This is a genomic window from Acidobacteriota bacterium (genome assembly GCA_016195325.1).
Taxonomy (GTDB): Bacteria; Acidobacteriota; Polarisedimenticolia; order JACPZX01; family JACPZX01; genus JACPZX01.
Map to the genome: position 1 here is coordinate 19,577 of JACPZX010000101.1, position 21,529 is coordinate 41,105.

General features: G+C 70.2%; 21 protein-coding genes and 1 tRNA gene. 8 read left to right on the forward strand and 14 right to left on the reverse strand.

What is annotated here, in order from left to right; all coding sequences use genetic code 11:
* Window positions 1-177 precede the first annotated feature (177 nt).
* The 6 genes from HY049_17370 (at window position 178) to HY049_17395 (ending at window position 6,648) form a co-directional block, all read left to right on the forward strand.
* Window positions 178-1,311 carry a glycosyltransferase gene (locus tag HY049_17370; protein MBI3450670.1) on the forward strand — a complete coding sequence of 378 codons (1,134 nt, stop codon included), beginning with the start codon at window positions 178-180 and terminating at the stop codon, window positions 1,309-1,311.
* Between the two features lie 9 nt (window positions 1,312-1,320).
* On the forward strand, window positions 1,321-2,796 hold the full coding sequence (locus HY049_17375; protein ID MBI3450671.1) for a hypothetical protein: 1,476 nt from the start codon (window positions 1,321-1,323) through the stop codon (window positions 2,794-2,796).
* A 120-nt stretch (window positions 2,797-2,916) separates the two neighbouring features.
* Complete coding sequence (locus tag HY049_17380) at window positions 2,917-4,293, forward strand: M20/M25/M40 family metallo-hydrolase (GenBank protein MBI3450672.1); 1,377 nt, start codon at window positions 2,917-2,919, stop codon at window positions 4,291-4,293.
* Window positions 4,290-4,727, forward strand: coding sequence for an SRPBCC family protein (locus HY049_17385; GenBank protein ID MBI3450673.1), 438 nt, complete (start codon window positions 4,290-4,292; stop codon window positions 4,725-4,727). The genes HY049_17380 and HY049_17385 overlap by 4 nt, the downstream gene beginning before the upstream one ends.
* A gap of 64 nt (window positions 4,728-4,791) precedes the next feature.
* The gene (locus HY049_17390; GenBank protein ID MBI3450674.1) at window positions 4,792-5,892 is read left to right on the forward strand and encodes a hypothetical protein; all 1,101 of its coding nucleotides are present in this window, start codon (window positions 4,792-4,794) and stop codon (window positions 5,890-5,892) included.
* 114 nt (window positions 5,893-6,006) lie between these two features.
* The gene (locus HY049_17395; protein MBI3450675.1) at window positions 6,007-6,648 is read left to right on the forward strand and encodes a TlpA family protein disulfide reductase; all 642 of its coding nucleotides are present in this window, start codon (window positions 6,007-6,009) and stop codon (window positions 6,646-6,648) included.
* On the opposite strand, the gene HY049_17400 is transcribed toward HY049_17395, so the two are convergent.
* From HY049_17400 to HY049_17415, 4 genes are read right to left on the reverse strand one after another with little or no spacing between them, the layout of a single operon-like run.
* The gene (locus HY049_17400; protein ID MBI3450676.1) at window positions 6,645-7,475 is read right to left on the reverse strand and encodes a redoxin domain-containing protein; all 831 of its coding nucleotides are present in this window, start codon (window positions 7,473-7,475) and stop codon (window positions 6,645-6,647) included. The two genes, HY049_17395 and HY049_17400, sit on opposite strands and share 4 nt — an antisense overlap.
* Window positions 7,476-7,496: 21 nt before the next feature.
* Entirely contained in the window at window positions 7,497-9,389 is a 1,893-nt protein-coding gene (locus HY049_17405) for an FG-GAP repeat protein (protein MBI3450677.1), read from the reverse strand.
* Window positions 9,386-9,913 (reverse strand): hypothetical protein, encoded by a 528-nt coding sequence (locus HY049_17410; protein ID MBI3450678.1) that lies wholly within the window; start codon window positions 9,911-9,913, stop codon window positions 9,386-9,388. Before HY049_17410 ends, HY049_17405 begins: the two co-directional genes overlap by 4 nt.
* A gap of 41 nt (window positions 9,914-9,954) precedes the next feature.
* Window positions 9,955-10,830 carry a helix-turn-helix transcriptional regulator gene (locus HY049_17415; protein MBI3450679.1) on the reverse strand — a complete coding sequence of 292 codons (876 nt, stop codon included), beginning with the start codon at window positions 10,828-10,830 and terminating at the stop codon, window positions 9,955-9,957.
* A 143-nt stretch (window positions 10,831-10,973) separates the two neighbouring features.
* Between HY049_17415 and HY049_17420 the strand changes: the two genes are divergently transcribed.
* Window positions 10,974-11,432, forward strand: a complete 459-nt coding sequence (locus HY049_17420) for an SRPBCC family protein (protein MBI3450680.1) — start codon at window positions 10,974-10,976, stop codon at window positions 11,430-11,432.
* Here the strand turns inward: HY049_17420 and HY049_17425 are convergent.
* The 4 genes from HY049_17425 to serS all read right to left on the reverse strand — a co-directional run bounded on the left by HY049_17425 (window position 11,413) and on the right by serS (window position 14,162).
* A complete protein-coding gene (locus HY049_17425) occupies window positions 11,413-11,778 on the reverse strand; it encodes a DUF4920 domain-containing protein (GenBank protein MBI3450681.1) in 366 nt (121 codons plus the stop codon). The two genes, HY049_17420 and HY049_17425, sit on opposite strands and share 20 nt — an antisense overlap.
* A gap of 25 nt (window positions 11,779-11,803) precedes the next feature.
* Window positions 11,804-11,889, reverse strand: a tRNA-Ser gene (locus HY049_17430).
* Between the two features lie 67 nt (window positions 11,890-11,956).
* Entirely contained in the window at window positions 11,957-12,880 is a 924-nt protein-coding gene (locus HY049_17435) for a DMT family transporter (protein ID MBI3450682.1), read from the reverse strand.
* Window positions 12,881-12,884: 4 nt separating this feature from the next.
* A complete protein-coding gene (gene serS, locus HY049_17440; protein ID MBI3450683.1) occupies window positions 12,885-14,162 on the reverse strand; it encodes a serine--tRNA ligase in 1,278 nt (425 codons plus the stop codon).
* A 91-nt stretch (window positions 14,163-14,253) separates the two neighbouring features.
* Here serS and galU point away from each other — a divergent pair, with 91 nt between their 5' ends.
* Window positions 14,254-15,204, forward strand: a complete 951-nt coding sequence (gene galU / locus HY049_17445) for a UTP--glucose-1-phosphate uridylyltransferase GalU (GenBank protein MBI3450684.1) — start codon at window positions 14,254-14,256, stop codon at window positions 15,202-15,204.
* Here the strand turns inward: galU and HY049_17450 are convergent.
* The 6 genes from HY049_17450 to hemE form a co-directional block, all read right to left on the reverse strand.
* The gene (locus tag HY049_17450; protein MBI3450685.1) at window positions 15,158-16,399 is read right to left on the reverse strand and encodes a glycosyltransferase; all 1,242 of its coding nucleotides are present in this window, start codon (window positions 16,397-16,399) and stop codon (window positions 15,158-15,160) included. The two genes, galU and HY049_17450, sit on opposite strands and share 47 nt — an antisense overlap.
* A complete protein-coding gene (locus HY049_17455; GenBank protein ID MBI3450686.1) occupies window positions 16,396-16,989 on the reverse strand; it encodes a glycosyltransferase family 4 protein in 594 nt (197 codons plus the stop codon). Before HY049_17455 ends, HY049_17450 begins: the two co-directional genes overlap by 4 nt.
* A gap of 562 nt (window positions 16,990-17,551) precedes the next feature.
* Window positions 17,552-17,920, reverse strand: a complete 369-nt coding sequence (locus HY049_17460) for a zinc ribbon domain-containing protein (GenBank protein ID MBI3450687.1) — start codon at window positions 17,918-17,920, stop codon at window positions 17,552-17,554.
* 46 nt (window positions 17,921-17,966) lie between these two features.
* On the reverse strand, window positions 17,967-19,430 hold the full coding sequence (gene hemG / locus HY049_17465; protein ID MBI3450688.1) for a protoporphyrinogen oxidase: 1,464 nt from the start codon (window positions 19,428-19,430) through the stop codon (window positions 17,967-17,969).
* Window positions 19,427-20,401, reverse strand: a complete 975-nt coding sequence (hemH, locus tag HY049_17470; protein MBI3450689.1) for a ferrochelatase — start codon at window positions 20,399-20,401, stop codon at window positions 19,427-19,429. The genes hemG and hemH overlap by 4 nt, the downstream gene beginning before the upstream one ends.
* A 1-nt stretch (window position 20,402) precedes the next feature.
* Window positions 20,403-21,500, reverse strand: a complete 1,098-nt coding sequence (hemE, locus tag HY049_17475; GenBank protein MBI3450690.1) for a uroporphyrinogen decarboxylase — start codon at window positions 21,498-21,500, stop codon at window positions 20,403-20,405.
* Between the last annotated feature and the right edge of the window lie 29 nt (window positions 21,501-21,529).

The following is a 21,529-nucleotide window of genomic DNA, read 5'->3' on the forward strand; positions in this document are numbered from 1 at the left end:
GCGGCGGCAAGGTCCTCGAGGCGGGATGGCTCCGGAGCCTAACGCGGTGGCGCGCGGCCCGTCAACCGGGCCCGGAGCCTCTGGAGTCCCCCGGGCGTCGGGGCTATAGTGGCGCGCCTTGTGGCGCCATCCATCCCTCCATTCCCGGCTCGCTCCCCGATCCGCCAGGATCCCGCGATGAAGGTTCTCCAGGTCGGCAAGTACTACTTCCCCGTGATGGGGGGGATGGAAAATCACCTGGGCCTCCTGTGCGGGCAGCTCCGGGGGAGCTGCGACCTCGAGATCGTGGTCAGCCACACGAAGCCCCGGACGACCCGGGAGGCGGTCGACGGCCTCCCCGTCACGCGCTGCCTCGAGGTCGGCCACGTCGCCTCGACCTCCCTCTGCCCGACGATGCCGTGGGTCCTGTCGCACCGGCGGTACGACCTGATCCACATCCATTTCCCGCACCCCATGGCGGTCGTGAGCTATCTGCTGAGCCGGAAACCCGTGCGTCACAAAGTGGTCGTCACGTACCACAGTGACATCGTCAAGCAGGTCCGCCTGCTGAAGCTCTACGCGCCGTTCATGGAGTCCGTCCTCGGCCGGGCCTCCGCCATCATCTGCTCGTCGCCCGACTACATCGAGAGCTCGGAGACGTTGCGGAAGTTCCGGTCGAAGTGCCGGGTGATCCCCCTCGGCATCGACCTCGCCCGCTTCGACGTGACCCCCGCGATTGCGGAGGCGGCCGCGAAGATCCGCGCCCGCTTCGGCGGACCCGTCGCGCTCGGCGTGGGCCGCCTCATCTACTACAAGGGGTTCGAGCACGCCGTCGAGGCGATGCGCGCGGTGGACGGGCAGCTCCTGATCATCGGCGTCGGGCCGCTGCGCGAGGCCCTGGAGAGCCGCGCGCTCGCGTGCGGCGTCGCCTCCCGGGTTCACTTCCTCGGGCGCATCTCGGACGAGGAGATCGCGTCGTACTACGCCGCGTGCGACGTCTTCATCCTCCCCTCGGTCGCGCGGAGCGAGGCGTTCGGCCTCGTGCAGCTCGAGGCGATGGCGTCCAGGCGCCCCGTCATCAACACGTCGCTCGATTCGGGAGTCCCGTTCGTCAGCCGGCACGGCGAGACGGGGCTCACGGTCGAGCCGGCGAGCTCCGCCGCGCTCGCCTCGGCGATGCGAACCCTCTTCGCCGACCCCGGGCGGGCGCGCTCGCTCGGCGAGGCCGGGCGCGCCCGCGCGGAAGCCGAGTTCTCCAAGGAGGTGATGGGCCAGAGGACCCGCGCCCTGTACGACGAGATCCTGTTTGACCGACCGCGGGGGCCGTCCTAACCTCGAACCATGCTCCGCCGTCTTCCCGCCGCACTCCTTCTTCTCGTGACCGCGCAGCTCACCGCAGCCGAGAACCCGGCCCCGCCCGCCGCGACGCGCGGCTCTCTCGCCGCCCGCGTCTCGGGCGACGGGCGCGTCTCCATCCTCGACGTCGCCTCCGGCGAGAGTTTCGTTTGGTCGCCGCCGGCTCCGGGCCTGCGGGCCCTCGCGTTTCGCCCCGAGTCGCGACCCGGGGAGGCTCCGGAGATCGTCGTCGCGGCGCCCGCGGCCTCCGGGAGCTCCACGACCATCTTCGCGCTTCGCGCGAGGAGCGGCGAGATCATCGCGCAGGCCACCGTCCCGGTGGACGTCGCCCTCCTCTGCCCAGCGCCGGGAAGCTCCTGGGTGCACGTCGTCGGCCGCCGCGGCGACCGGTGGGCGATCGCCTCTCTCGACCTCGCCGCCCGGACGATCGAAGGACCTCTGATCGTCCCGGGGCCCATCCGCGGGGTGGCCCTCTCGTCCGACGGCTCCCGGGTGTTTCTCGCCGCCGACGACACCGTCCGGGCCTTCGCGACGAGCCCGCTCCGAACGTCGTGGCTCCTGAGGTCGCCGGGGCGGAATCGCGCCGTCGCCGCCATCCCGGCGAGCGCCGGCATGCTGGTGGCCCGGGACCGCCAGCTCGCGATCTTCGACCCCTCGCAGCCCCCCGTGAGAGACCCGCGAACCGGAGCCTTCCCCACCGACGACGCGGCCATGACCCTGACGCTTCCGTTCGAGCCGGGGTCGCTCTCCGTGCAGGATGGCGGCCGTCTCGTCGCCGCGCTCGCCGAGGACGGGCGCGCGCTCGCGGTCGCCGCGATCCCCGCGCTGCGCCTCGTCGAGATCCGCGCGATCGAGCCGGCCGCGATCGCGGCGTTCGGCGACGGGCCGCCGCGCCTTCTTCTCGTGAGCCCGGACGCGTCGAGCGTCGTCTCGCTCCCGATCGATCTCCCCGAGCCGAACGTCACCGGACAGCCCGTGGAGAGCCCGCCGGCGCCCGCGGCCCCGGCCGATCCGTCGCATGAGTCTCCGCCCGCCGCGACACCCTCGCGCGCGTCGGGGCCGGCGGCCCCCGAGGCTCCCTCACCCTCGGCCGCCGATCCGCGGCGGGGCGCCGCTTCCCCCCCCGACGCGCCGCCCCGGGTGGCTGCGCCGGACGCCGGCGCCGCGATGGCGGGACGCCTCTCCGGACGCGTCACCGGCGACGTCGCGCTCGTCGCCGCCGTCGTCCTGTACGGCCCCAACTCGATCTTGCGGGAATTCTCCCGAATCTCTCCGGACCCCGGCGGCTCGTTCGACGCGGAGCTCCCGCCTCCCGGGCGCTACCGCATCGTGATCCAGGGGAAGGCCGGCGCGCAGCTCTCGTACTCGCCGCCCTACTACCAGGTCGTCATCGCGGACGCAGGGATCTCGCACCTCGATTTCAACGTGACGGGAAAGATCCCGGGCTCCATCAAGAACTGAGCGGCCGCGGCATGCGTGGTTCGCATCGCGGCGGAAGCCGATGGCCGCGATCGAGAGCATCGCGCTAGACTGTCCCGCCCCGACCACCGATCCCACGAACCCGCGTCAGGAGACTCCGAGATGAGCCCGACCCCTCTCGATCCGGCCCGACTCAACAAGTACGTCGACGACAACCGATCCTATTTCGAGAACACCCTCGCCTCGATGGTCGAGGTGCCGACCGTCAGCGCCGACCCGGCGCACCGGGGGGACATCGAGCGGGGGGCGGATCTCGCCTGCCAGATCCTCACGGACGCCGGCGCCCGCGCCGAGAAGGTCGCGACGAAGGGGAATCCCGTCGTCATCGGCGAGTTCCCCGCGGACCGCTCCCGTCCGACGGTGACGATCTACAACCACATGGACGTGCAGCCGGCGGATCCCGCGGAGTGGAGGACGCGCGAGCCGTTCAAGTTCCATCGTGAGGACGGCCGCTACGGCGGGCGCGGCACGACCGACGACAAGGGTCCGGGGCTCACCGCGATGATGGCCGCCCGCTACGCGGCGCAGAACGGGATCCCGTTGAACATCCGCTTCGTCTGGGAGTTCGAGGAGGAGATCGGCTCCCCGTCCTTCGAGGGGTTCCTCGCCGGGCGGGGGGCTGCGCTCGAGACCGACTCGGTCCTCGTGAGCGACACCATCTGGATCGCGCGAGGCAAGCCCGCGGTCCCGTACGGCCTCCGCGGGCTGCAGGGGGCGCTCCTCACGCTCGAGACGGGAACGAAAGATGTCCACTCCGGCACGACCGGCGGCGTCGCGCGGAACCCCATCGGCGAGATGGCGGAGGTCCTCAGCCGTTGTTACGACGCGAAGACCGGCAGGGCGAAGATCCCCGGCTTCTACGACGACGTGAAAAGGCCCAGCGCGAAGGAGCTCCGGTCGTTCTGGCGCTCGGGTTTCAAGCTCAAGACATTCAAGGCGGCGCACGAGCTGAAGAGCCTGAGGAAGCTCACCGAGAAGGAGGCGGTCCAGAGGATCTGGTCGATGCCGACCTTCGAGGTGCATGGCATCAAGGGCGGCTACCAGGGGCCCGGGATCAAGACGATCGTCCCGGCCCGCGCCGAGGCGAAGATCAGCATGCGCCTCGTCCCCGGGATGAAGCCGGCGAAGATGGTGGCTCTCCTCCGGAAGTTCGTGAGGAAGATCAACCCCGACGTCGTCGTCACCGGCGAGCATCCGCTCGAGGCGTACCTGGGAGAGTTCACGGGCCCGTTCGCCGACGCGGCCCGCGACGCGCTCAGGTTCGGCTTCGGCGCCACCCCGGCGTTCATCCGCGAGGGAGGATCGATCGGCGCCGTCCTCAGCATGAGGCGACACTGGAACTGCCCGCTGGTGATGATGGGGCTCAGCCTTCCCGAGCACGGCTACCACTGCCCCGACGAGAACTACGACTGGGGACAGGCGTCGGGCGGGATCAAGTCGTTCGTGAAGTACTTCGAGAGGATCGCGGAGATCCGGTGATCGAGGCCGAGTCGTCGATCGAGATCGAGCGACCCGCCGCGGAGGTCTTCTCGTTCATCGACGACTTCACGAGGGCTGCGGAGTGGCTCGAGTCGTGCGTCGAGCTGCGGCAGACGTCCGCGCCGCCCCGAGCCGAGGGGGCGACGCTCCAGTACACCCACAGGCAGGCGGGCGGCGGCCGGATGGAAGGGGTGGTGACCGGCTACGAACCGGAGCGCCGCCTGTCGATGAAGTTCACGGATTCGCAGTTCGACGTCGCCATCGACTTCCGGATCGAGGCGGCGACCGCGGGAACCACCGTCACGCACGCATGCGCGGTCGAGCCGAAGGGAACGCTGGCGAGGATGATGGCCCCGATGATCCGCTCCATGAACGAGCGGCAGGTGGGAAACAACCTGTCGCGGCTCAAGGCTCTCGTCGAAAACAAGGGATGAACGCCAGGCCTTCCCGCGCCGCCCGAGAAACATCGTCGCGCCCGCGGCGTAGGGTAGCGGAGACATGACGACCCGCCGGAAGCTCTTCGCTCTCGCCGCGGCCCTCCTCCCGCTCGCCACGACCGTCCCAGCCGCCCCCGCCGCGGGCGCCAGCGCGGCGGACCCGCTCGCCGCCGAGATCGCGCGGTGGGACGCCTTCGTCGCGTCGAACGCATCGACGGACGAGACGTGGGCCCAGATCAAGGGAGCGGTGGGACCCGTCCTCGCCAAGGCGGACGAGGCGCTTCTCGACGGCCGTCGCCTGCTCGCGCTGAACCGTCTCGCCGCCGCCCACGGGTACCTGCGCGCCTGGCAGTACGAAAACGATCCGGCGGCCCCCTTGAAGCGCGACGCGGAGGCGCTGGAGGCCGAGTGGAACCGCCTCGGCCGGGAGCTCGCCGCGGACATCGCCCCCCCGCCCCCCGCGGCTCTCGTCGGGGTGGCCCCCGCGGCGGTTCGGGCTATCGCCGAGGCGGCGATCCCCCAGGTCCGCTCCTACTACACGGCGAGCCTCGATTACGGCCGCGCCACCAGTCCCGACTACGGCTACCTGTACCTGGGCTCCGCGCTCGCCGAGCGGGACCTCGTCGCCTTCTGCCGGACGCTTCGCGAGCCCGCGCCGGCGAAGCTCCCGGCGATTCGATCGATCCGCCCCGAGATCGACGCGCTCCAGGGAGAGATCCTCGCGCTGTACAAGCCCCCGGCCTCCCTCGATCGCCACCCCGAGTTCATCGCCGCGAGCGCCGCGCTGAAGGAGGCGCGCGAGCTCGATTCCGCGGGCCTGCGATACGGCGCCCTGCTCCGCTACCTCGACGCGTCGCTCCGATCCGCCGCGCTGCGCGACGCCGGCGCCGGCCTCGGGAAGGACGCGATCGAGCCCGGGCTCCGCGAGTTCGAGTCGCGCGCGGCGGCGGGCGGCGTGGACCACACGATCGCCCGGATCTACCTCGAGAGCGCCCGGGGGGACGTCGCTCACGCCACGCCCGAAGTCGGGCCGAAGACCGCGGCCGCGATCATCGCCGATGTCCTCCCCCGTTACTTCGCGGCGCTCGATCCCCCGCGCGTCGAATCGCCGAGGCCACCGCCTGAAGTGACGGTCACCCTCGTCCGCTGGCCTTACACTTGAAACATCTCCGATCCGGCAGGTCTGCTGGCTCAGAACGTCGTTCAGGGATTCGGGGGGCGGGCGCGATTCGTCGAGGAGAACTACGGCGACTCCGATCTCGCGAAGCGGTTCGGCGTGAGGCGCTACCCGGCGATCTTCGTCGACGACGTGCTCGTCGCGACCCCCAAGGACTTCGGCTTCTACGGCAAGGGTGAAGGGGCGGGCGACGGCCGCTACACACCCTTCCAGAGCGCCGAGAGCCACGAGCGATTCCGCAACGACCTCTCGAAGATGATCGATCTGATCCTGAGCGGACGGAAGGCCGAGGCGCGCGCCCGGGCACCGCAGACCACGGAGGCGGCCCTCCCGGCGCTTCCCGAATTCTCGGTCACGGATCTCGACGGCCACGCGCTCGCCCGCGCGGACCTCGCAGGGCGTGCGGTCCTGGTCGAGTTCTGGGCGACCTGGTGCCCGCCGTGCCGCGGCACCCTCGCGTGGCTCGGCGATCTGAAGAAAAAGTACGGCGACCGGCTCGCGATCGTCGCGCTCGCGGTGCAGTCCGACGAGGCCGACGTCCGCAAGCTCGCCGGCGATCTGAAGCTCCCCCTCTCGTGGTCGATGGCCACGCCGGACCTCGCCCGGAGCTTCGGCGACATCACGTCGGTGCCGACGATGTTCCTCTTCGATCGATCGGGCAAGGCCGCCGGCGCCTTCTACGGCGCGCCGCCGACCCTTCACCACGACGCGGAAAGCCGGATCGCTTCGATCGCCGGCTAGTGTTGAAGCATCGGCCTGAAGTCGAGCTGCCGAACCTTCAGCTCCCACGTGACGGGCGTGACCTCGGGCAGGAAGCACCGCACGTCGTCGCAGGCCTGATACGAAAGCTCCCCCTTGACGACCAGCGGGGTCAGCTTCGACCTGTCGTGCCCCAGTGACTTCAGGAGTGCGATGTTCTCGGACACCAGCCGCACGTCGACGTCGATCGTGAACTCCCCTTCGAAGACGGGAACCGTCTCGCGGATCGCCTCGAGCCTGAGGATCTTCGGCGCGGGATACACCGGCGCCGCGGACGAGAAGGCGGCGTCGGACGTGAGGCTCAGCGCGATCGGCCTGTAATGCTCGACGCCGGGCGCGTAGACGTGCATCCGAGGAGGAAGCGTGAGGCGCACGCCGAGCGTGAACCGGCTCCCCGGCGAGACAGCCGGATCGGACTGAAACGTCTCGATGCCGAGGTGCGGCGCGGCGATGGCGCCCCCCTGCTCGACGAGCTCCGGGAAGAGGCCCGCCAGAAAAGCTCCCGCGGTCCGCCGATCGTTGTACCCGGCGTCGAGCGATCGCTCCCGGACGACGCCGCCCCTGTCGATCAGGAAGTACCCGGGGAAGGCCATGCGCCGCTTTCCGTAGTCGGGGCGGTTCGCCGGCGTGTTGTCCGGGTCGACCATGCGAATCTTTCGGAGGAACTCGGAGTTCGGATCCGAAAGGAGCGGGTAGTCGATCCCGTCCCGGGCGGCGAACTGCGCGAGAATCGAGGCGTCGTCGTACGTCAACGCCGCGAGGCCGAGGCCGCGGCTCCTGAACCGGGGCACTGCACGTTGCAGCTGCACGAGCTGCTCTTTGCACCACGGTCACCAGTCGGCGGAGCGCACGAGGAGGAGGACGAGCCCCTTCTCGCCCGTGAGCGATTCCAGGTCGCGCACCCTGCCGCTCTGGTCCTGGAGCTGGAACGCCGGGAAGGGGGCGCCCATCGCGACGCCGCGCTGCTCCATCGGGACGGTGGGCGGGGAGGGCTCCTCGGGCTGATCTTCCGGACGCGCCGCGGCCGCCTTCGCCCCCTTGCGAACGCCGCTCGAGACGATGAACATGCGCCCCGAGTGGTAGCCGTGGACGCCGCTCCACGCGGAGGTGACCAGCAGATCGATCGTCCCGTCGCCGTCCACGTCGCCCACGCCGACGGCGTCGAATCCGAAGGTGTCCCCCGGCGTCCGACCCGTGTACGTCGCCAGGACGCTCCCGTCCTTTCCGGAGTAGAGGCGCGCGCGCCCGGCGGAAGCGGCCACCTCGGCGTACTGCCACGCCCCGACGATCAGATCGGCGTGTCCGTCGCCGTCGACGTCCCCCGCGGTCGCCGAGCCAATTCCGAACCCTTCGCCCGCCGTCTCACCGGACAGCGTCATCAACCGGTGCCCGTCCTTCCCGGAGTGGACGTAGATGCGCCCCGAGGACGGACCCTTCGCGTTGTTCTGCCAGTCCGACGCGTAGATGTCGGCGATGCCGTCGGCGTCGACGTCCCCCGCGACGGAGACGAACATCGCGCCGAGCGCCCCGCCCGTCTCGTCCGAATCGATGACGAAACTCGGCTTCGACGCGAGCGCCTCGTAGACGTACGTCCGGCCCGTCTTCCTCGGCCCCGCGGCGGCCGCGCCGACGAGGATGAACGTGCCGCGGGCGTCAGTCGCGCCGCCGACCGTGCTGCCGAACGAGTCTCCCGGCCCCTCGCCCGTCAGCGTCAGAAGCGTGTGGCCGTCCTTCCCGGAGTAGACGTAGGCGCGCCCGGCGCCGGCCCCCGCGGCGGCGTTGCCCGGCGCCCCGACGATGACGTCGGCGCATCCGTCGTGATCGACATCGCCGACACCCGCGACGTGGCGGCCGAAGATGTCCCCCTTCGCCTCGCCGGTGAGCGTCTGCAGCACGCGGCCGTCGGCCCCGGAGTAGATGTAGGCCTTCCCCGCGCCGGGAGCGCTCGCGATGATGTCGGGGACTCCGTCGTGATTCGTGTCGCCGGCCCCCTCGACGCCCATCCCGAGCTGATCTCCGGGGGCTCCGTCGACCTTCCAGAGGAGCCTGCCGCTCCGCGACGAGTACAGATAGACGCGGCCGGCGGAGGCGCCGCCGATCGCCTTCGTCGGCGCCGACGTGACGACGTCGTGCGCCCCGTCGCGATCCACGTCTCCCGCGTCCCTCGCGATCCAGCCGAACTGATCGTCGGCCGCCTCGCCGTCCCACTCCTTCAGGATCCGGACCGGCTCCACGAACGGATCCGCGAAATACGCGGCGTCGGTGAGCGCGGGCGCGAAGCGGGGATCGTCCTTCAACCCCGCCAGATCCGGATCGCGATCGAGGCCCGTGAGGTCGGCGCGGTGGCCTGCCCGCGCTTTCGCGAGCCACTCGAAGGCGTGGTCCGCGTCCTTCTTCTTCGCGTACGCGACGGCGGTGTTGTAGAGAGCCGCCGGCAGACCGGGGGACAGCTCGAGGGCTTTGCCGTAGGCGGCGATCGCGCCGTCGGAGTCGTTCCCCTTGAGCCGGGCGAAGCCGAGGAGGCGCCACGCCATCAGGTTCCCCGGCTCGCGCCCCGCGAGCCCCTCGAGGATCTTCGAGGCGCCGGCGAAGTCCCCCTGCCGGAGCTTCGCCTGTCCTTCCTGGATCCCGGGGATGGGGGCGGGCGACTCGCCCGGCGCGGCCCATGCCAGGGCCAGAGACGCGAGAATGAGAGTTCCGAGTGCTGCCGCGCGGATCTTCATGGCGTCGGTGTCCCCTTCTTCCGTTTCAGAGTGAACCTCTCCGTCGCGACGAGCTTTCCGCGCCGGTAGATCTCCCATTCCCGTTCCAGACTGTCGGGCCCCGCGAGGACGATGCGCCCGTTGTGCACATGGATGTCCTGCTCGGGGTCCAGATTCTCGGCTCCGGTGAACGTGAACCGCAGTTCCGTCGGGGATGACGCGCCCGCGTCGAGCCGCATGTGCGGCTGATTCCCCTGCGGTCCCATCGGACAGTAGTGCACCAGCACCAGCTCGCCGCCCGTCACGCTGTAGACGGTCATCATCTCGTCGGGGGCCGCCGGGCTCTGCGTCTCGACGAGCGCGCTGCCGTTCACGCCCGCCTTGAACTCGATCGTCATCGGGCGCCCGTCGGACGTCGTTCCCACCCAGGTTCCGGTGAGCGCCTTCAGGCTCGCGAACGCCGACACGGGGGAGACGGCGGCGCCTGTTCCCGAGGTGACGCAAATGAAGATGATGGGGAGAATTGGGACGAGTGCGCGGCGCATGGCGTGACCCTCCAGTCACGCGCATCATGCCCTGCGGCGCGTTAGCTCGCTGTCAGAATCCTCGCATGCCGCGGGTCACGCGCGAGGCGGCGTGTTCCCGAGGGGGTGACGCCGAACTCCCGCCGGTAGGCCGCCGTGAAGTGGCTGTGGCTCGAGAAGCCCGCGTCGAAGGCGATTGAGGTCAGGTCGCTTCGGGGATCGAGAAGTCGCGGCAGGGCGGCGCGCAGCCTCAGGCGGTTGAGATACCGGTGGACCGCGAGGCCGGTCTGCGCCTTGAACACGCGACAGAGGTGCTGCGGCGAGAGAGCGACGCGCGTCGCGAGATCGTCCAGACGGAGGGGGCGCGCGTACTCGGTGGCCATGATCTCCTGGACCGACTCGACGCGCTCGCGGGCCGCGAGAAAGCCCGCCCGGGCTCCGCGAGCGGATTTCGGATGTCGACCCTCCCAGACGACGCGCACCATGTGAAAGAGTGTCTCCTCGATGACAATCTCCTCGGGCGTCCCGCCGCTACAGGCCAGCCGATTCCGGAGGAGAGAGATGAAAAGGTGGGCGCGAGGCAGAACCGGAAGGCAGAGATCGCGGAACCCCACGCGGTCGCCGTCGCCGAAGAGCTCCCTGAGCGCGGGAGGCTCGAGGACGAGAGCCAGGCCGGCGTCGCCCCGGGCGTCACGGTGCCGCGTCTCGTACGACTCCTCCGCGTCGAAGCAGATGGCCGTGTTGGCATCGCCGACGGCGCTCCCGCGGGGGCCGCGGTAGTGAAAACCCCCTTCCAGGACGACCGCGATCTCGAAGTGGCGCTGGCGCTTCTCCTCGCCGGCGGTGCCGTGGGGGCCGCGACAGGACCACGAGTGAAGGCTCACGCTCCGGCCGCGGAAGAGCCACTCCGCGTGAATCCGGGGGCAGAATTCAGACATGACTCACCTTACGCCGGATGTCCGGTCGGGTTCAGAATTGCCGCAACATCTTAGTCCGGCCCCAGGGGCGTGGGACGAACGGGACAGCTCGCCGAGGGCGATCCCCCGCCGTAGAATCACGGAATTCGAGGGAGGGCCAGTCCGTGCCGCGCATCCGCATCCGGGCCGAAGCGATTCTAGACGTGCCGCCCGAGGCGGCGTACCGGGTCATCGCCGACTACCGCGGGGGGCACCCGCGCATCATCCCGCCCCGCGCCTTCCGCGACCTGACCATCGAGCGCGGAGGGATCGGCGCCGGAACGATGATCCGGTTCAAGATGCGGGTCGGCGGTGGCGAGCGGGAGTATCGGGGCGAGGTCTCGGAGCCCGAGGCCGGCCGCGTCCTCGTCGAGACGTACGATTCGGGGGAGGTCACGACCTTCACGGTGGATCCGGCCGCGAACGGGAAGTGTCGCGTGACGATCGTCACGGAGTGGGAGGCGAAGGGGTTCTTCGGGTGGGGGCAGCGCCTCCTCGCGCCGGGCCTCCTGCGACCAATCTACGACGAGGAGCTGCGAAACCTCGAGCGCGTCGCGGCCGAGGTCAGCGCGACGGGCGTGTAGACAGCTCGACGCCGTCGCCGATCACTTTCAGCACTCCTTCGTCCCGGATCAGCTTCCCCTCCACGCGCGCGACGAGCCCGCCGGCGTCCTTCGGGATCGTGAAACGACGCCCCATCTGAAGGTCGATCATCAGCCGCTTGCCTCCCTCCTCGACCTCGAACCAGCACCCCATCTCCTGGCAGACCTGCGCCACGGACCCCTGGACCGCGACCTGCTGGCCCAGGTGGAGCTCCGGAGAGGCGATGAGATCCGGGATCGGAGTCGGCGCCGGGGCGCCGGTGAAAGTCCCGTAGTGATGGGGGCCGCCGCGCGAGCAGGCGGGGGTGGCGACGAGGAAGGTGATCACGCCGAGGGTCAGGAGGACATGATGCTGGCGGAGGGAGAGGGATTCGAACCCCCGAGGCTTGCGCCTAACGGTTTTCAAGACCGCCGCCTTAAACCACTCGGCCATCCCTCCGCGCATCGGCACCATGATATGGACGCGGCGCGCCGCGGGCAACGCCCATCGCCCCGCGCGCGCATCGCTAGCCGTCGAGAGCCAGCGGCTCGGTCATCTGGCCCGCGCCGGCCGGAGGGGGTACGGGGCGGTGCGAGACGAGCGAAAGCGTCGCGACCGCGCCTACCACCATCGAGCCGCCGAGAACCATCCAGAGATCGGGCCACTGCCCGAAGAGGGCGACGCCGAGCGGAACCGACACGACGACCGCGAGGTACGTCGCGACGGTCGCGCGCCCCGCGGGCTCGTGCTGCAGGCCGTACGTGAGAAAGACTTGCCCGGCCGCGGTCATGAGCGCGATCCCCGACAGCAACAGCCACCCTCGGCCGTCCGGCCAGATCCACCCCGCGGCGAACCCGAAGGGCGGTGCGACGAGCATCACCAGGAGCCCGCACGCCGCCGCCACCGACGGGAAGGCGAGCATGACGATCACCGGGTGATCGGAGTGCCGCAGCGCCCGGATCGTCACGTACGCCCCGGCCGAGCAGACGGCGCCCGCGAGGCCGATGAGCGCGCCCGAGGCGGTCAGCCCGAGCCCCGGCCGCACGACCAGCGCGACGCCGGCGAGGGCGATGGCGAGCGCCCAGCGGTCGCGCGCCATCGAGCGCTCCTGGAGCACGAACGGGGCGAGGAGGGAAACGAAGACCGGGCTCGTGTACTGGATCATCACCGAGTCCGGGAGGCTCAGGTGGTTCAGGCTCACGAACCAGCAAGAGATCGCGAGATAGCCCAGGAACCCCCGCACGAAGAGCCAGCCGGGGCTGTGGATCCTGAACGGGACCCGCCGCCATCGGGCGATCGCGAGAATGGGGAGGATCGAGGCGAGGCTCCGGAGGGCGACCAGCTCCTGGTTGGGAAAGGTCGGGCCGGCGAGCTTCACGAGTGCCGCCATCACGCTGAACGCGACGGCCGAGAGGGCCATCGACGCCATCCCCCGGGAGTAGGCAGGCATCCCGTCAGTCGCGTTCGATTCTCTCGACGCCGTCCATGTACGGGCGGAGCGCCTCGGGGACGACCACGCTCCCGTCGCGCTGCTGGTAGTTCTCGAGGACGGCGACGAGCGTGCGGCCGACGGCGAGGCCGGAGCCGTTGAGGGTATGCACCAGCTCGGTCTTCCCCTTCCCTTCGCGCCTCAGGCGGATCTGGGCGCGCCGCGCCTGGAACGACTCGCAGTTGCTGCACGAGGAGATCTCGCGGAAGGAGTTCTCGGACGGGAGCCAGACCTCGATGTCGTACGTCTTCGCGGCGGAGAAGCCCATGTCGCCCGTGCAGAGGGTGACGACACGGTGGTGGAGGCCGAGGCGCTTCAGGATCCCCTCGGCGTTTCCGGTGAGGCGCTCCAGCTCGTCGTACGAGCTCTCGGGGGTCGCAAACGCGACCAGCTCCACCTTGTTGAACTGGTGCTGGCGGATGAGACCGCGGACGTCCTTCCCGTACGAGCCCGCCTCGCTGCGGAAGCACGGCGTCCACGCGGTGTAGCGGATCGGCAGGGCCTTCTCGTCGAGGAACTCCCCCGAGTGGAGGTTCGTCACCGGCACCTCGGCGGTCGGGATGAGACCGAAATCGGTCCCCTCGATCCAGAAGAGCTCGCTCTTGAACTTGGGGAGCTGCCCCGTCCCGGTGAGGGTCTTCGAGTTGACGAGGAAGGGGGGGAGCACCTCGCGGTAGCCGTTCTCGCGCGTGTGGACGTCGAGCATGAAGTTGATGAGGGCTCGCTCGAGGCGGGCGCCTTTCCCCGTCAGGACGGCGAATCGGGATCCCGAGATCTTCGCCGCGCGCTCGAAGTCGAGGATGCCGAGAGCCGTTCCGATCTCCCAGTGGGCCCTCGGCGCGTAGTCGAAGCGCGGCGGCTCACCCCACGTCCGGGCGACGGGGTTGTCTCCGGCGTCCACCCCCACCGGGACGGAATCGTGCGGGAGGTTCGGCAGCGTCAGGATCTGGCTGCCGAACTGCTCGTCGATAATCTTGAGGCGGTCGTCGAACTCCTTGATCTGATCGCCCACCTCGCGCATCTCGGCGATGATGGCGGCGGCGTCCCCTCCCTCGCGCTTCAGCTTCGCGACCTGTTCGCTCGCCTGGTTCTTTCGCTGCTTGAGCGATTCCGATTCCTTCAGGAGACGGCGCCTCTCGCCGTCGAGATCGAGAAACGGGGCGAGGTCGTACGAGCCCGAGCGCGTGCCGAGCTTCCTTCGGACGAGGTCGATGTTCTCGCGGACGAGGGCGGGATCGAGCAAGCGGGCTCTCCGGTGAGAGGAAAGGGGAAGTTTAGTATAATGCGGTGCTTTCCAGCGCCGATCCGCAACCGCACGCACGCCGGAGACCCCGATGTCGAAGAGCGCCAGCACGTCCCCGATCCGAAAGGCGGTCTTTCCGGCCGCCGGCCTCGGAACCCGGTTCCTCCCGGCGACGAAGGCGCAGCCGAAGGAGATGCTGCCGATCGTCGACAAGCCGGTCATCCAGTACGTCATTGAGGAGGCCGTCGACTCCGGAATCACCGACATCATCATCGTGACGGGCCGCGGCAAGAACGCGATCGAGGACCATTTCGACGTCTCGTTCGAGCTCGAGCGCGTTCTCGCCGAGCGCGGCCAGAGCGAGCAGCTGCGGCTCGTCCGCGAGATCTCGGACATGATCCGCGTGTCGTACGTGAGGCAGAAGGAGGCCCTGGGGCTCGGGCACGCGGTGCTCGTGGCCCGCGCCCTGATAGGAGACGAGCCCTTCGCCGTCTTCCTCGGCGACGACGTCATCGACGCGAAGGTCCCATGCATGCGGCAGATGATCGAGGCGTACAAGAAGAAGAACGCGTCGATCATCGCCCTCGAGGCGGTCGATCCCGCACGCACGAAGGACTACGGAGTGATCGCGGGGAAGCCCGCCGGCGGGAGCCTGTACCGGCTGACCGACCTCGTCGAGAAGCCGCCCCCCGAGGAGGCCCCGAGCAACCTCGCCATCATCGGGCGGTACATCCTCACGCCGGAGGTCTTCGATCACCTCGAGAGGGTGCAGCCCGATCGCAAGGGAGAGCGCCAGCTCACGGACGGACTCCGCTCCCTCCTCCGCGAGCAGGCGATCTACGGGTACCGGTTCTCCGGGAAGCGATACGACACGGGGAACAAGCTCGGGTTCCTGAAGGCGACGGTCGAGTTCGCGCTCAAGCGGGAGGATCTCGGGGGGGAATTCCGCGAGTACCTCCGCGGGGTCGATCTCGACGCGGGAAGTTCGACCCGCGTCAGGACCTCTCGATCCGGCCGGCGGAAATCACCCTCTCATAGATAGTCCTGACCTCCGGCCCGAGTCGCGCGCGGGAGTATCGCGTCACCGCGGTCACGCGGCCCCTCTCGCCGAGCCCGCGCCGCAGATCGGGGCGCGCCACGAGACGCAGGATCACGGAGGCCAGGTCCCCGGCGTCTCCGGACATGAAGCCGACGGCGTCCTCCCCTTCCGTGAATATCTCCGGAGCCCCACCTCCCCTCGACACCACAACGGGCCTGCCGCAGGCCATCGCCTCCACGATCGTCCGGCCGAACGGCTCCGGCTGCGTGCTCGCATGGACAACGACGTCGAGATCCCGGTAGACCGAGGCGACGTCGTCCTGAAATCCCACGAACGCCACCCGCCTCGAGAGCCCGAGGGACGAGGCCTGCGCGCGGAGGTCTCCCTCCGCCGCCTGGGATCCTCTCGTCCCGTATATCGGGCCGCCGATCACGTAGAACCGGCAACGCCCGGCGGCATCCGAGCCTGCGACGCGCGCCGCGGCGTCGAGGAAGAGGGAGTGCCCCTTCCAGTGCGCGTACGTCGCGACGAGTCCGATGCGGAGCACATCCCCAGGGGGCGCGGCCGCACCCGCAAGACGGTCGAGCCGCCGACCGTCCGCCGGCCCGGGAGAGAAGGCGTCGACGTCGACGGCGTTGTGGACGACGTCCACGCTCAGCCCCGGCACCGCCGCTTCGAGATCACGGCGGACGGCATCGGAGATCGCGATCGCCCCTGACGAGCGCAGCCGGGCGAGTGCGAGCGCCCGGCGCATCACTCGGCGCGAGCCGATGAAATCGCGGACGTGCCAGAGCAGCGCGGGCCCGCCCCGGGCGCCCAGCGAAGCGATGAGGTGCGCCTTGTTCCCGTTGGTGTGGACGATGTCGGGGCGCGCGTCGCGGACCAGCGCGCGGAAGCGACTGATGAAGCCGGGCAACTCCGTCCCGGCGCGCCCAAGCCCCCCGAGAAAGGCAAGCGGAGTCGCGGAGCCGGATTCAGGAGATGGATTGTCCCCGATGGTCGCGAAGGAGGCCGGCATCTCGAGCGTGTGCGCATCGACGCCGCACTCCCCCAGGGCTTCCGCCAGCGGGCCGGGGGCGAGGAGCGCCGCGGCCATTTCGAGTCGGGGATCGCACGCGCGGAGCGACGCGACGAGATCGAGAAGGCTCCTCTCGGCCCCACCCATCGCGCCCGCAGGGCTCACGAAGAGGACCTTCACGCGCCACCCATCAACGGCGCGAGAACCGCCGCGTACTCCCTCGCGACGACGTCCCAGCTCCGGGCCTCCGCCACGCGGCGGGCCGCCCTCCCGATCGAGACTCGCGCCGCGTCATCGGCGATCAGAGCCGACAGAGCGCGCGCGATCTCCGCGGGGTCCGCCGGATCGTCGAGGAGGAGGCCGGAGACGCCGTTCTCGATCAGCTCCGCGCCCCCCGCGCAGCGCGACACGATGGCCGGGAGCCCCGTGGCCATCGCCTCGAGGATGACCATGCCGAACGGCTCGTACAGGGTCGGGAAGAGGAAGATGTCGGCGGCCCGGTAGCAGGCGGCGACCTCCTTCTGGTACCCCGCGAAGACCAGGCGATCCCCGACGCCGAGGCGCGCGGCGCGCGCGAGATACGGCTCGCGGGCCCCCGATCCGACGGCGATGAGACGCAGGCGCGAGCGCGCGGCGCCGTCGAGTCGGGCGACTGCGTCGATGGCGGTCGCGAGCCCCTTCCGATCGAACGCCCCGACGAAGAGCACGGCGATCTCGCCGCGTCGACGCCGTGCCTCACGACGTGGACGTTCTCGGTCAGCCCGAGGCACTCGTGGAGTTCCGACGCGATCCGGCCGGAGATCGCGACGTAGGTCTTGCCCCGAGCGAAGGTCACTCGCTCCGCGAGCACGTTCGCCTCGAGGAGGAAGTCGTAGTACCCGCGGATCGCGCGCGCGCGCATTCCGCCCGCGGCCGCCGCCCAGTGGGGACGGCGGAGATCCTCGGAGAGCGTGGCGCGGCGACGCTTCCACGCCGCCTGGACGAAGTGAACCTGGACGACGTCGCTCACCAGGGAGCAGGCTCCTGCGGCATGGACGATCGTCTCGCGGCTCCGGGCCGTCGACCGGCGCAGCCAGAGCGGCGGCAGCGTGGCGGCGTGAAAATACCAGTTCTTGATCAGCTCGGGGCGCGGCACGTTGGGCAGCACGCGGTGAATCGTGACGTCTCCCCACGCTCCCTCGAGCCCCGCGTCGTCCACGGTGAAGGCGTACAGCTCGACCGGCCAGATGTGGCTCAGCCGCCGGGCGACCTCGAGGGTGCAGCGCTCCTGACCCGCCCAGGTGTTGAGATCCTGGATGACGAAGGAAAGGCTCCGGCGCGACCGGTCGGTCGTCAGGACTTGCTCTTCCCCTTCTTCCTGTCGCCGGCGTCGTTTCCCTTCGAGCCGCCGCCCGCGCCCTTGGTCGAATCCGACTTCGACTCCGTCTTCACCTCCGACGTCGTCTCCGTCTTGGAGTCGGACTTGGACTCGGATTTGGAGTCGCCCTTCGGCTCGCTCTTCGTCGGCTCGCCTCCCCCCTTCTTCCCGCCGTAGTCGGTGACGTACCAGCCCGAGCCCTTGAACGCGATCGCCGGGGCCGACATCAGTTTCTCGACCTTCCCTCCGCACTTGATGCATTTCGTCAGAGGGGGATCGGAGAACTTCCGGATCAGCTCGAAGCGATGGTGGCACTTGAGGCACTCGTATTCGTAGAGGGGCAAGCGCGGGCTCCTTGGATTCAGGTTGCAGCGTCAGGCAGGCGAAACCCTACGGACCCGGGGTCCCCCTGTCAAGGCGCGCGCCCCCGCCGGAGGCCGGACCGGAAAGGATCCGCGTCGCGGCTTCGCGCCCCGAGGCCACACCATCGGGGATCCCGACGCCGCGGAGACCGCTTCCGGTCACGATCAGCCCCGGCAGCTTGCGAAGCTCCGAGTCGATGGCCGCCACGATCCCCTGGTGCCCGACGTCGTACTGGGGGTTGGCCTTCGACCATCTCGCGACGCGCACCATCGTCGGCTCCGCCCCGAGCCCGATGAGCGCGGCGATCTCCTCGCGCACCATCGCCACCATGTCGGCGTCCGCGATCTCCGCGCGCGATTCGTCCACCGCGCCGCCGACGAACGCGCGGACGAGGACGCTCCCGTCCGGGGCGCGGCCGAGGAACTTGTTCGACACGAAGGTGCAGCCGAAGATGCGTCGCCTCTCGGTGAACGGGATGAGGAAGCCGGTGCTCCCGGGGAGAGGCCCCGCCTCCGAGGCGCGGTACCCGAGGAAGACGGTCGCCGACGAGGCGTACCGAATCATCCGGAGCCCCCCGGCGACGGCGGGCGCCAGCGGCTCGAGGAGCGCCGCCGCCTGGGGCGCCGGGACCGCGACGACGCACGCGTCGACGTCGATCGGCTCGCGGCCCCTGAAGTGAACGCGGTATCCGCCCGCCGCGAGATCCACCCGCGTGGCTGTCGCCCCGCGCTCGATGCGCGTCGTGCGGAGCGAGGCCTCCAGAGCCTCCACGATCCTGCGGATGCCTCCTCGAAACGAAACGAACGGCGGACCCGGCCGCCCCGGCCGCGGCGGTGACGGCACGCCCTGCGCCTTCGGCGCCCTCCGCAGCGCGGCGGCGAGGCTGCCGTGCCGGCGCTCCATCTCGACGAGTCGGGGAAAGGTGCTCAGGATGCTGAGTCGCTCCGGGTCCCCCGCGTGAATCCCGGCGAAGAGCGGGCCGGCGATCTTCTCGGACGCCTCGGCCCCGAAGCGGCGCCTGATGAAGGCCGCGACCGACTCGTCGGGATCGCCGGCGCCCGGGGCGATGAACGGCTCGGCGAACATCCGGAGCTTGCCGCGAAAGGAGATGAGCCCGCTCATCAGGAAGGGGACGACCTGCGTCGGCGAGAGCATCTCGAGGCCTGCGGGGAGAGGCCGGAGCTTCCCCCGCGAGTAGATCAGAGTCGGCAGATCCTGCCGGCTCGCCTCGAGGATCTCGTCCCCGAGGCCCAGCTCTCGCGCGAGCTCGACGGCGGCGGGCTTCCCCTTGAAGAGAGAGTCGGGGCCCGTGTCGAGGAGGAATCCGTCCACGCGCTCGCTGCGGATGACGCCGCCGACCTCCGGCGCCGCCTCGAAGAGCCGGCAGTCTACCCCTACGCCGCGCTCCCGCGAGATCTTCTCGAGGTGATAGGCGGTCGAGAGGCCGGCGATGCCGGCCCCAAGGACGGCGATTCTCGGCGGCCCGGTCACGCGCGCGAGGCCCGCCCCGCGGGCGTGGCGGCCAGCCGCTCGCGCACGACGGACGCCAGCGCGGCGATGAACGCCGGGCGGGCGTTCAGGGATTCGGCCCGCCGGAATCGCACGCCGAGCCGCTCCGCCTCGCCGCGGCAGAGGATATCGAGGTCGTAGAGGATCTCGAGATGGTCGGAGACGAATCCGACCGGCTGGACGACGACGTCGAGCCGCCCCTCCGCGGCGAGCCGCCTCATTGTCACCAGGATGTCCGGGCCAAGCCACGGCTCGCCGGTCGGGCTCGCGCTCTGGAAGGCGAACTCCCAGTCCGGCACGCCGACCTTCGCGGCCACGAGGCGCGCCGTCTCGAGGAGCTGATCGCGGTACGGCTCCCCCGCCAGGACGATGCGCTCCGGGAGCGAGTGGGCGGTGAAGAGGACGCGGATCGGCCCCCGGCCTGCCCCGCGCGCGGCATCCATGGCCGCCGAGAGCGTTTCGGCGAGGGCTGCGACGAAGAGTGGGTGCGCGTGGTACTCGTCCACGAGCCGGAGCTCCGGGGGCGAGGCGAGCGTCGCGACGGCCTCCGTCAGCTTGAGATGGTACGCGCCGACGCTCAGGCTGGAGAAGTGAGGCGCGAGCGCGAGGCCGACCAGGCGCTTCACCCCCGACGCGGCGACCTCCGCGACGCGCTCGCGGATGAACGGGGGCGCGTGGCGCATGCCGACGAAGACGGGAATGCGCTCGCCGCCGGCGCCGAGCGCCGCCTCGAGGGCACGGGCCTGGGCGTTCGTGATCTCGAGGAGCGAGGCGCCGCCCCCGATCATCCGGTAGCGGCCCTTCAGCTCCTCGATCCTGTCGTCGGGCGGCCTCCGCCCTCCCCGGATGTCGGTGAAAAATCCGGCGACGTCGTCGAGGGACACGGGAGCGCCGTAGGCCATGAGCATGACGCCGGCGGCCCCCGTCCGGGCGGAATCGACTCGACGTTCCATCTCAGCCGCGCGCATTGAGCGCCGCGGAGCGCTCGTGCACGAAATCGGTGAGGCGGCGCACCGTATCGACCGGAGTCCCCGGGAGGATTCCGTGCCCGAGGTTGAAGATGTGGCCGGGCCGGCCCCCCGCCGCATCGAGAATCGAGGCGGCGCGCCGCGAGACGACGTCGAAGTCGGCGAAGAGAGCGACCGGATCGAGATTTCCCTGGATGGCGCGCCCCGGCCCGATGAGGCGCCAGGCCTCCGCGAGATCGATACGCCAGTCGGCTCCGACGACGTCGCCGCCCGCCGCCGCCATCATCTCGAGGAGCGTGGCCGTATCGGTGCCGAAGTGAATCGTCGGGACGCCGATTCCGGAGAGCCCCGAGAAGAGGGAGCGGACGTGAGGCAGGACCTGCTCCCGGTAGTCCGCGGGGGAAAGGCACCCGACCCACGAGTCGAAGATCTGCACCACCTGCGCTCCCGCTTCGACCTGGGCCCTCAGGTAGGTGACGAGGGTCCTCGTCACGTGATCCATGAGCCGTCGCCAGAGATCGGGCCGGGAGAACATGAACGTCTTGGTCTGCCGGTAGTCGCGGCTCCCCTTCCCCTCGATCATGTACGCGGCGAGCGTGAAGGGGGCGCCGGCGAAGCCGATGAGAGGGACTTTTCCGTCGAGCTCGCGGCGGACGAGGGCCAGCGCTTCGAGAAGGTAGGGAACGTCGCGCCGTGGCTCGAACTCCCGGAGCGCCCGCACCTGCTCCTCGCTCCGGATGGGCGAGGCGATGACCGGGCCGACGTTCTCGCGGAGGTCGTAGTCGACGCCGATCCCCTCGAGGGGCAGCATGAGATCGCCGAAGATGATCGCGGCGTCCACGTCCATCTGCGTCACCGGGAGCATCGTGACCTCCGCGGCCAGATGAGGCGTCTTGCAGATCTCGAGGATGGAGTGCTTCTCCCGGAGCGCGCGGTACTCGGGCTGGTACCTCCCGGCCTGGCGCATGAACCAGACGGGCGTGCAGTCGACGGGCTCTCGCCGGCAGGCTCTCAGGAAACGGTGGGTCTGATCCCCGCTCATCGGTGGGCTCGCTCCTCGTGCGTGGGATGGCGATTCTAGCATCGGCCGGCGACGGCGGAGCGCGCCCCCGA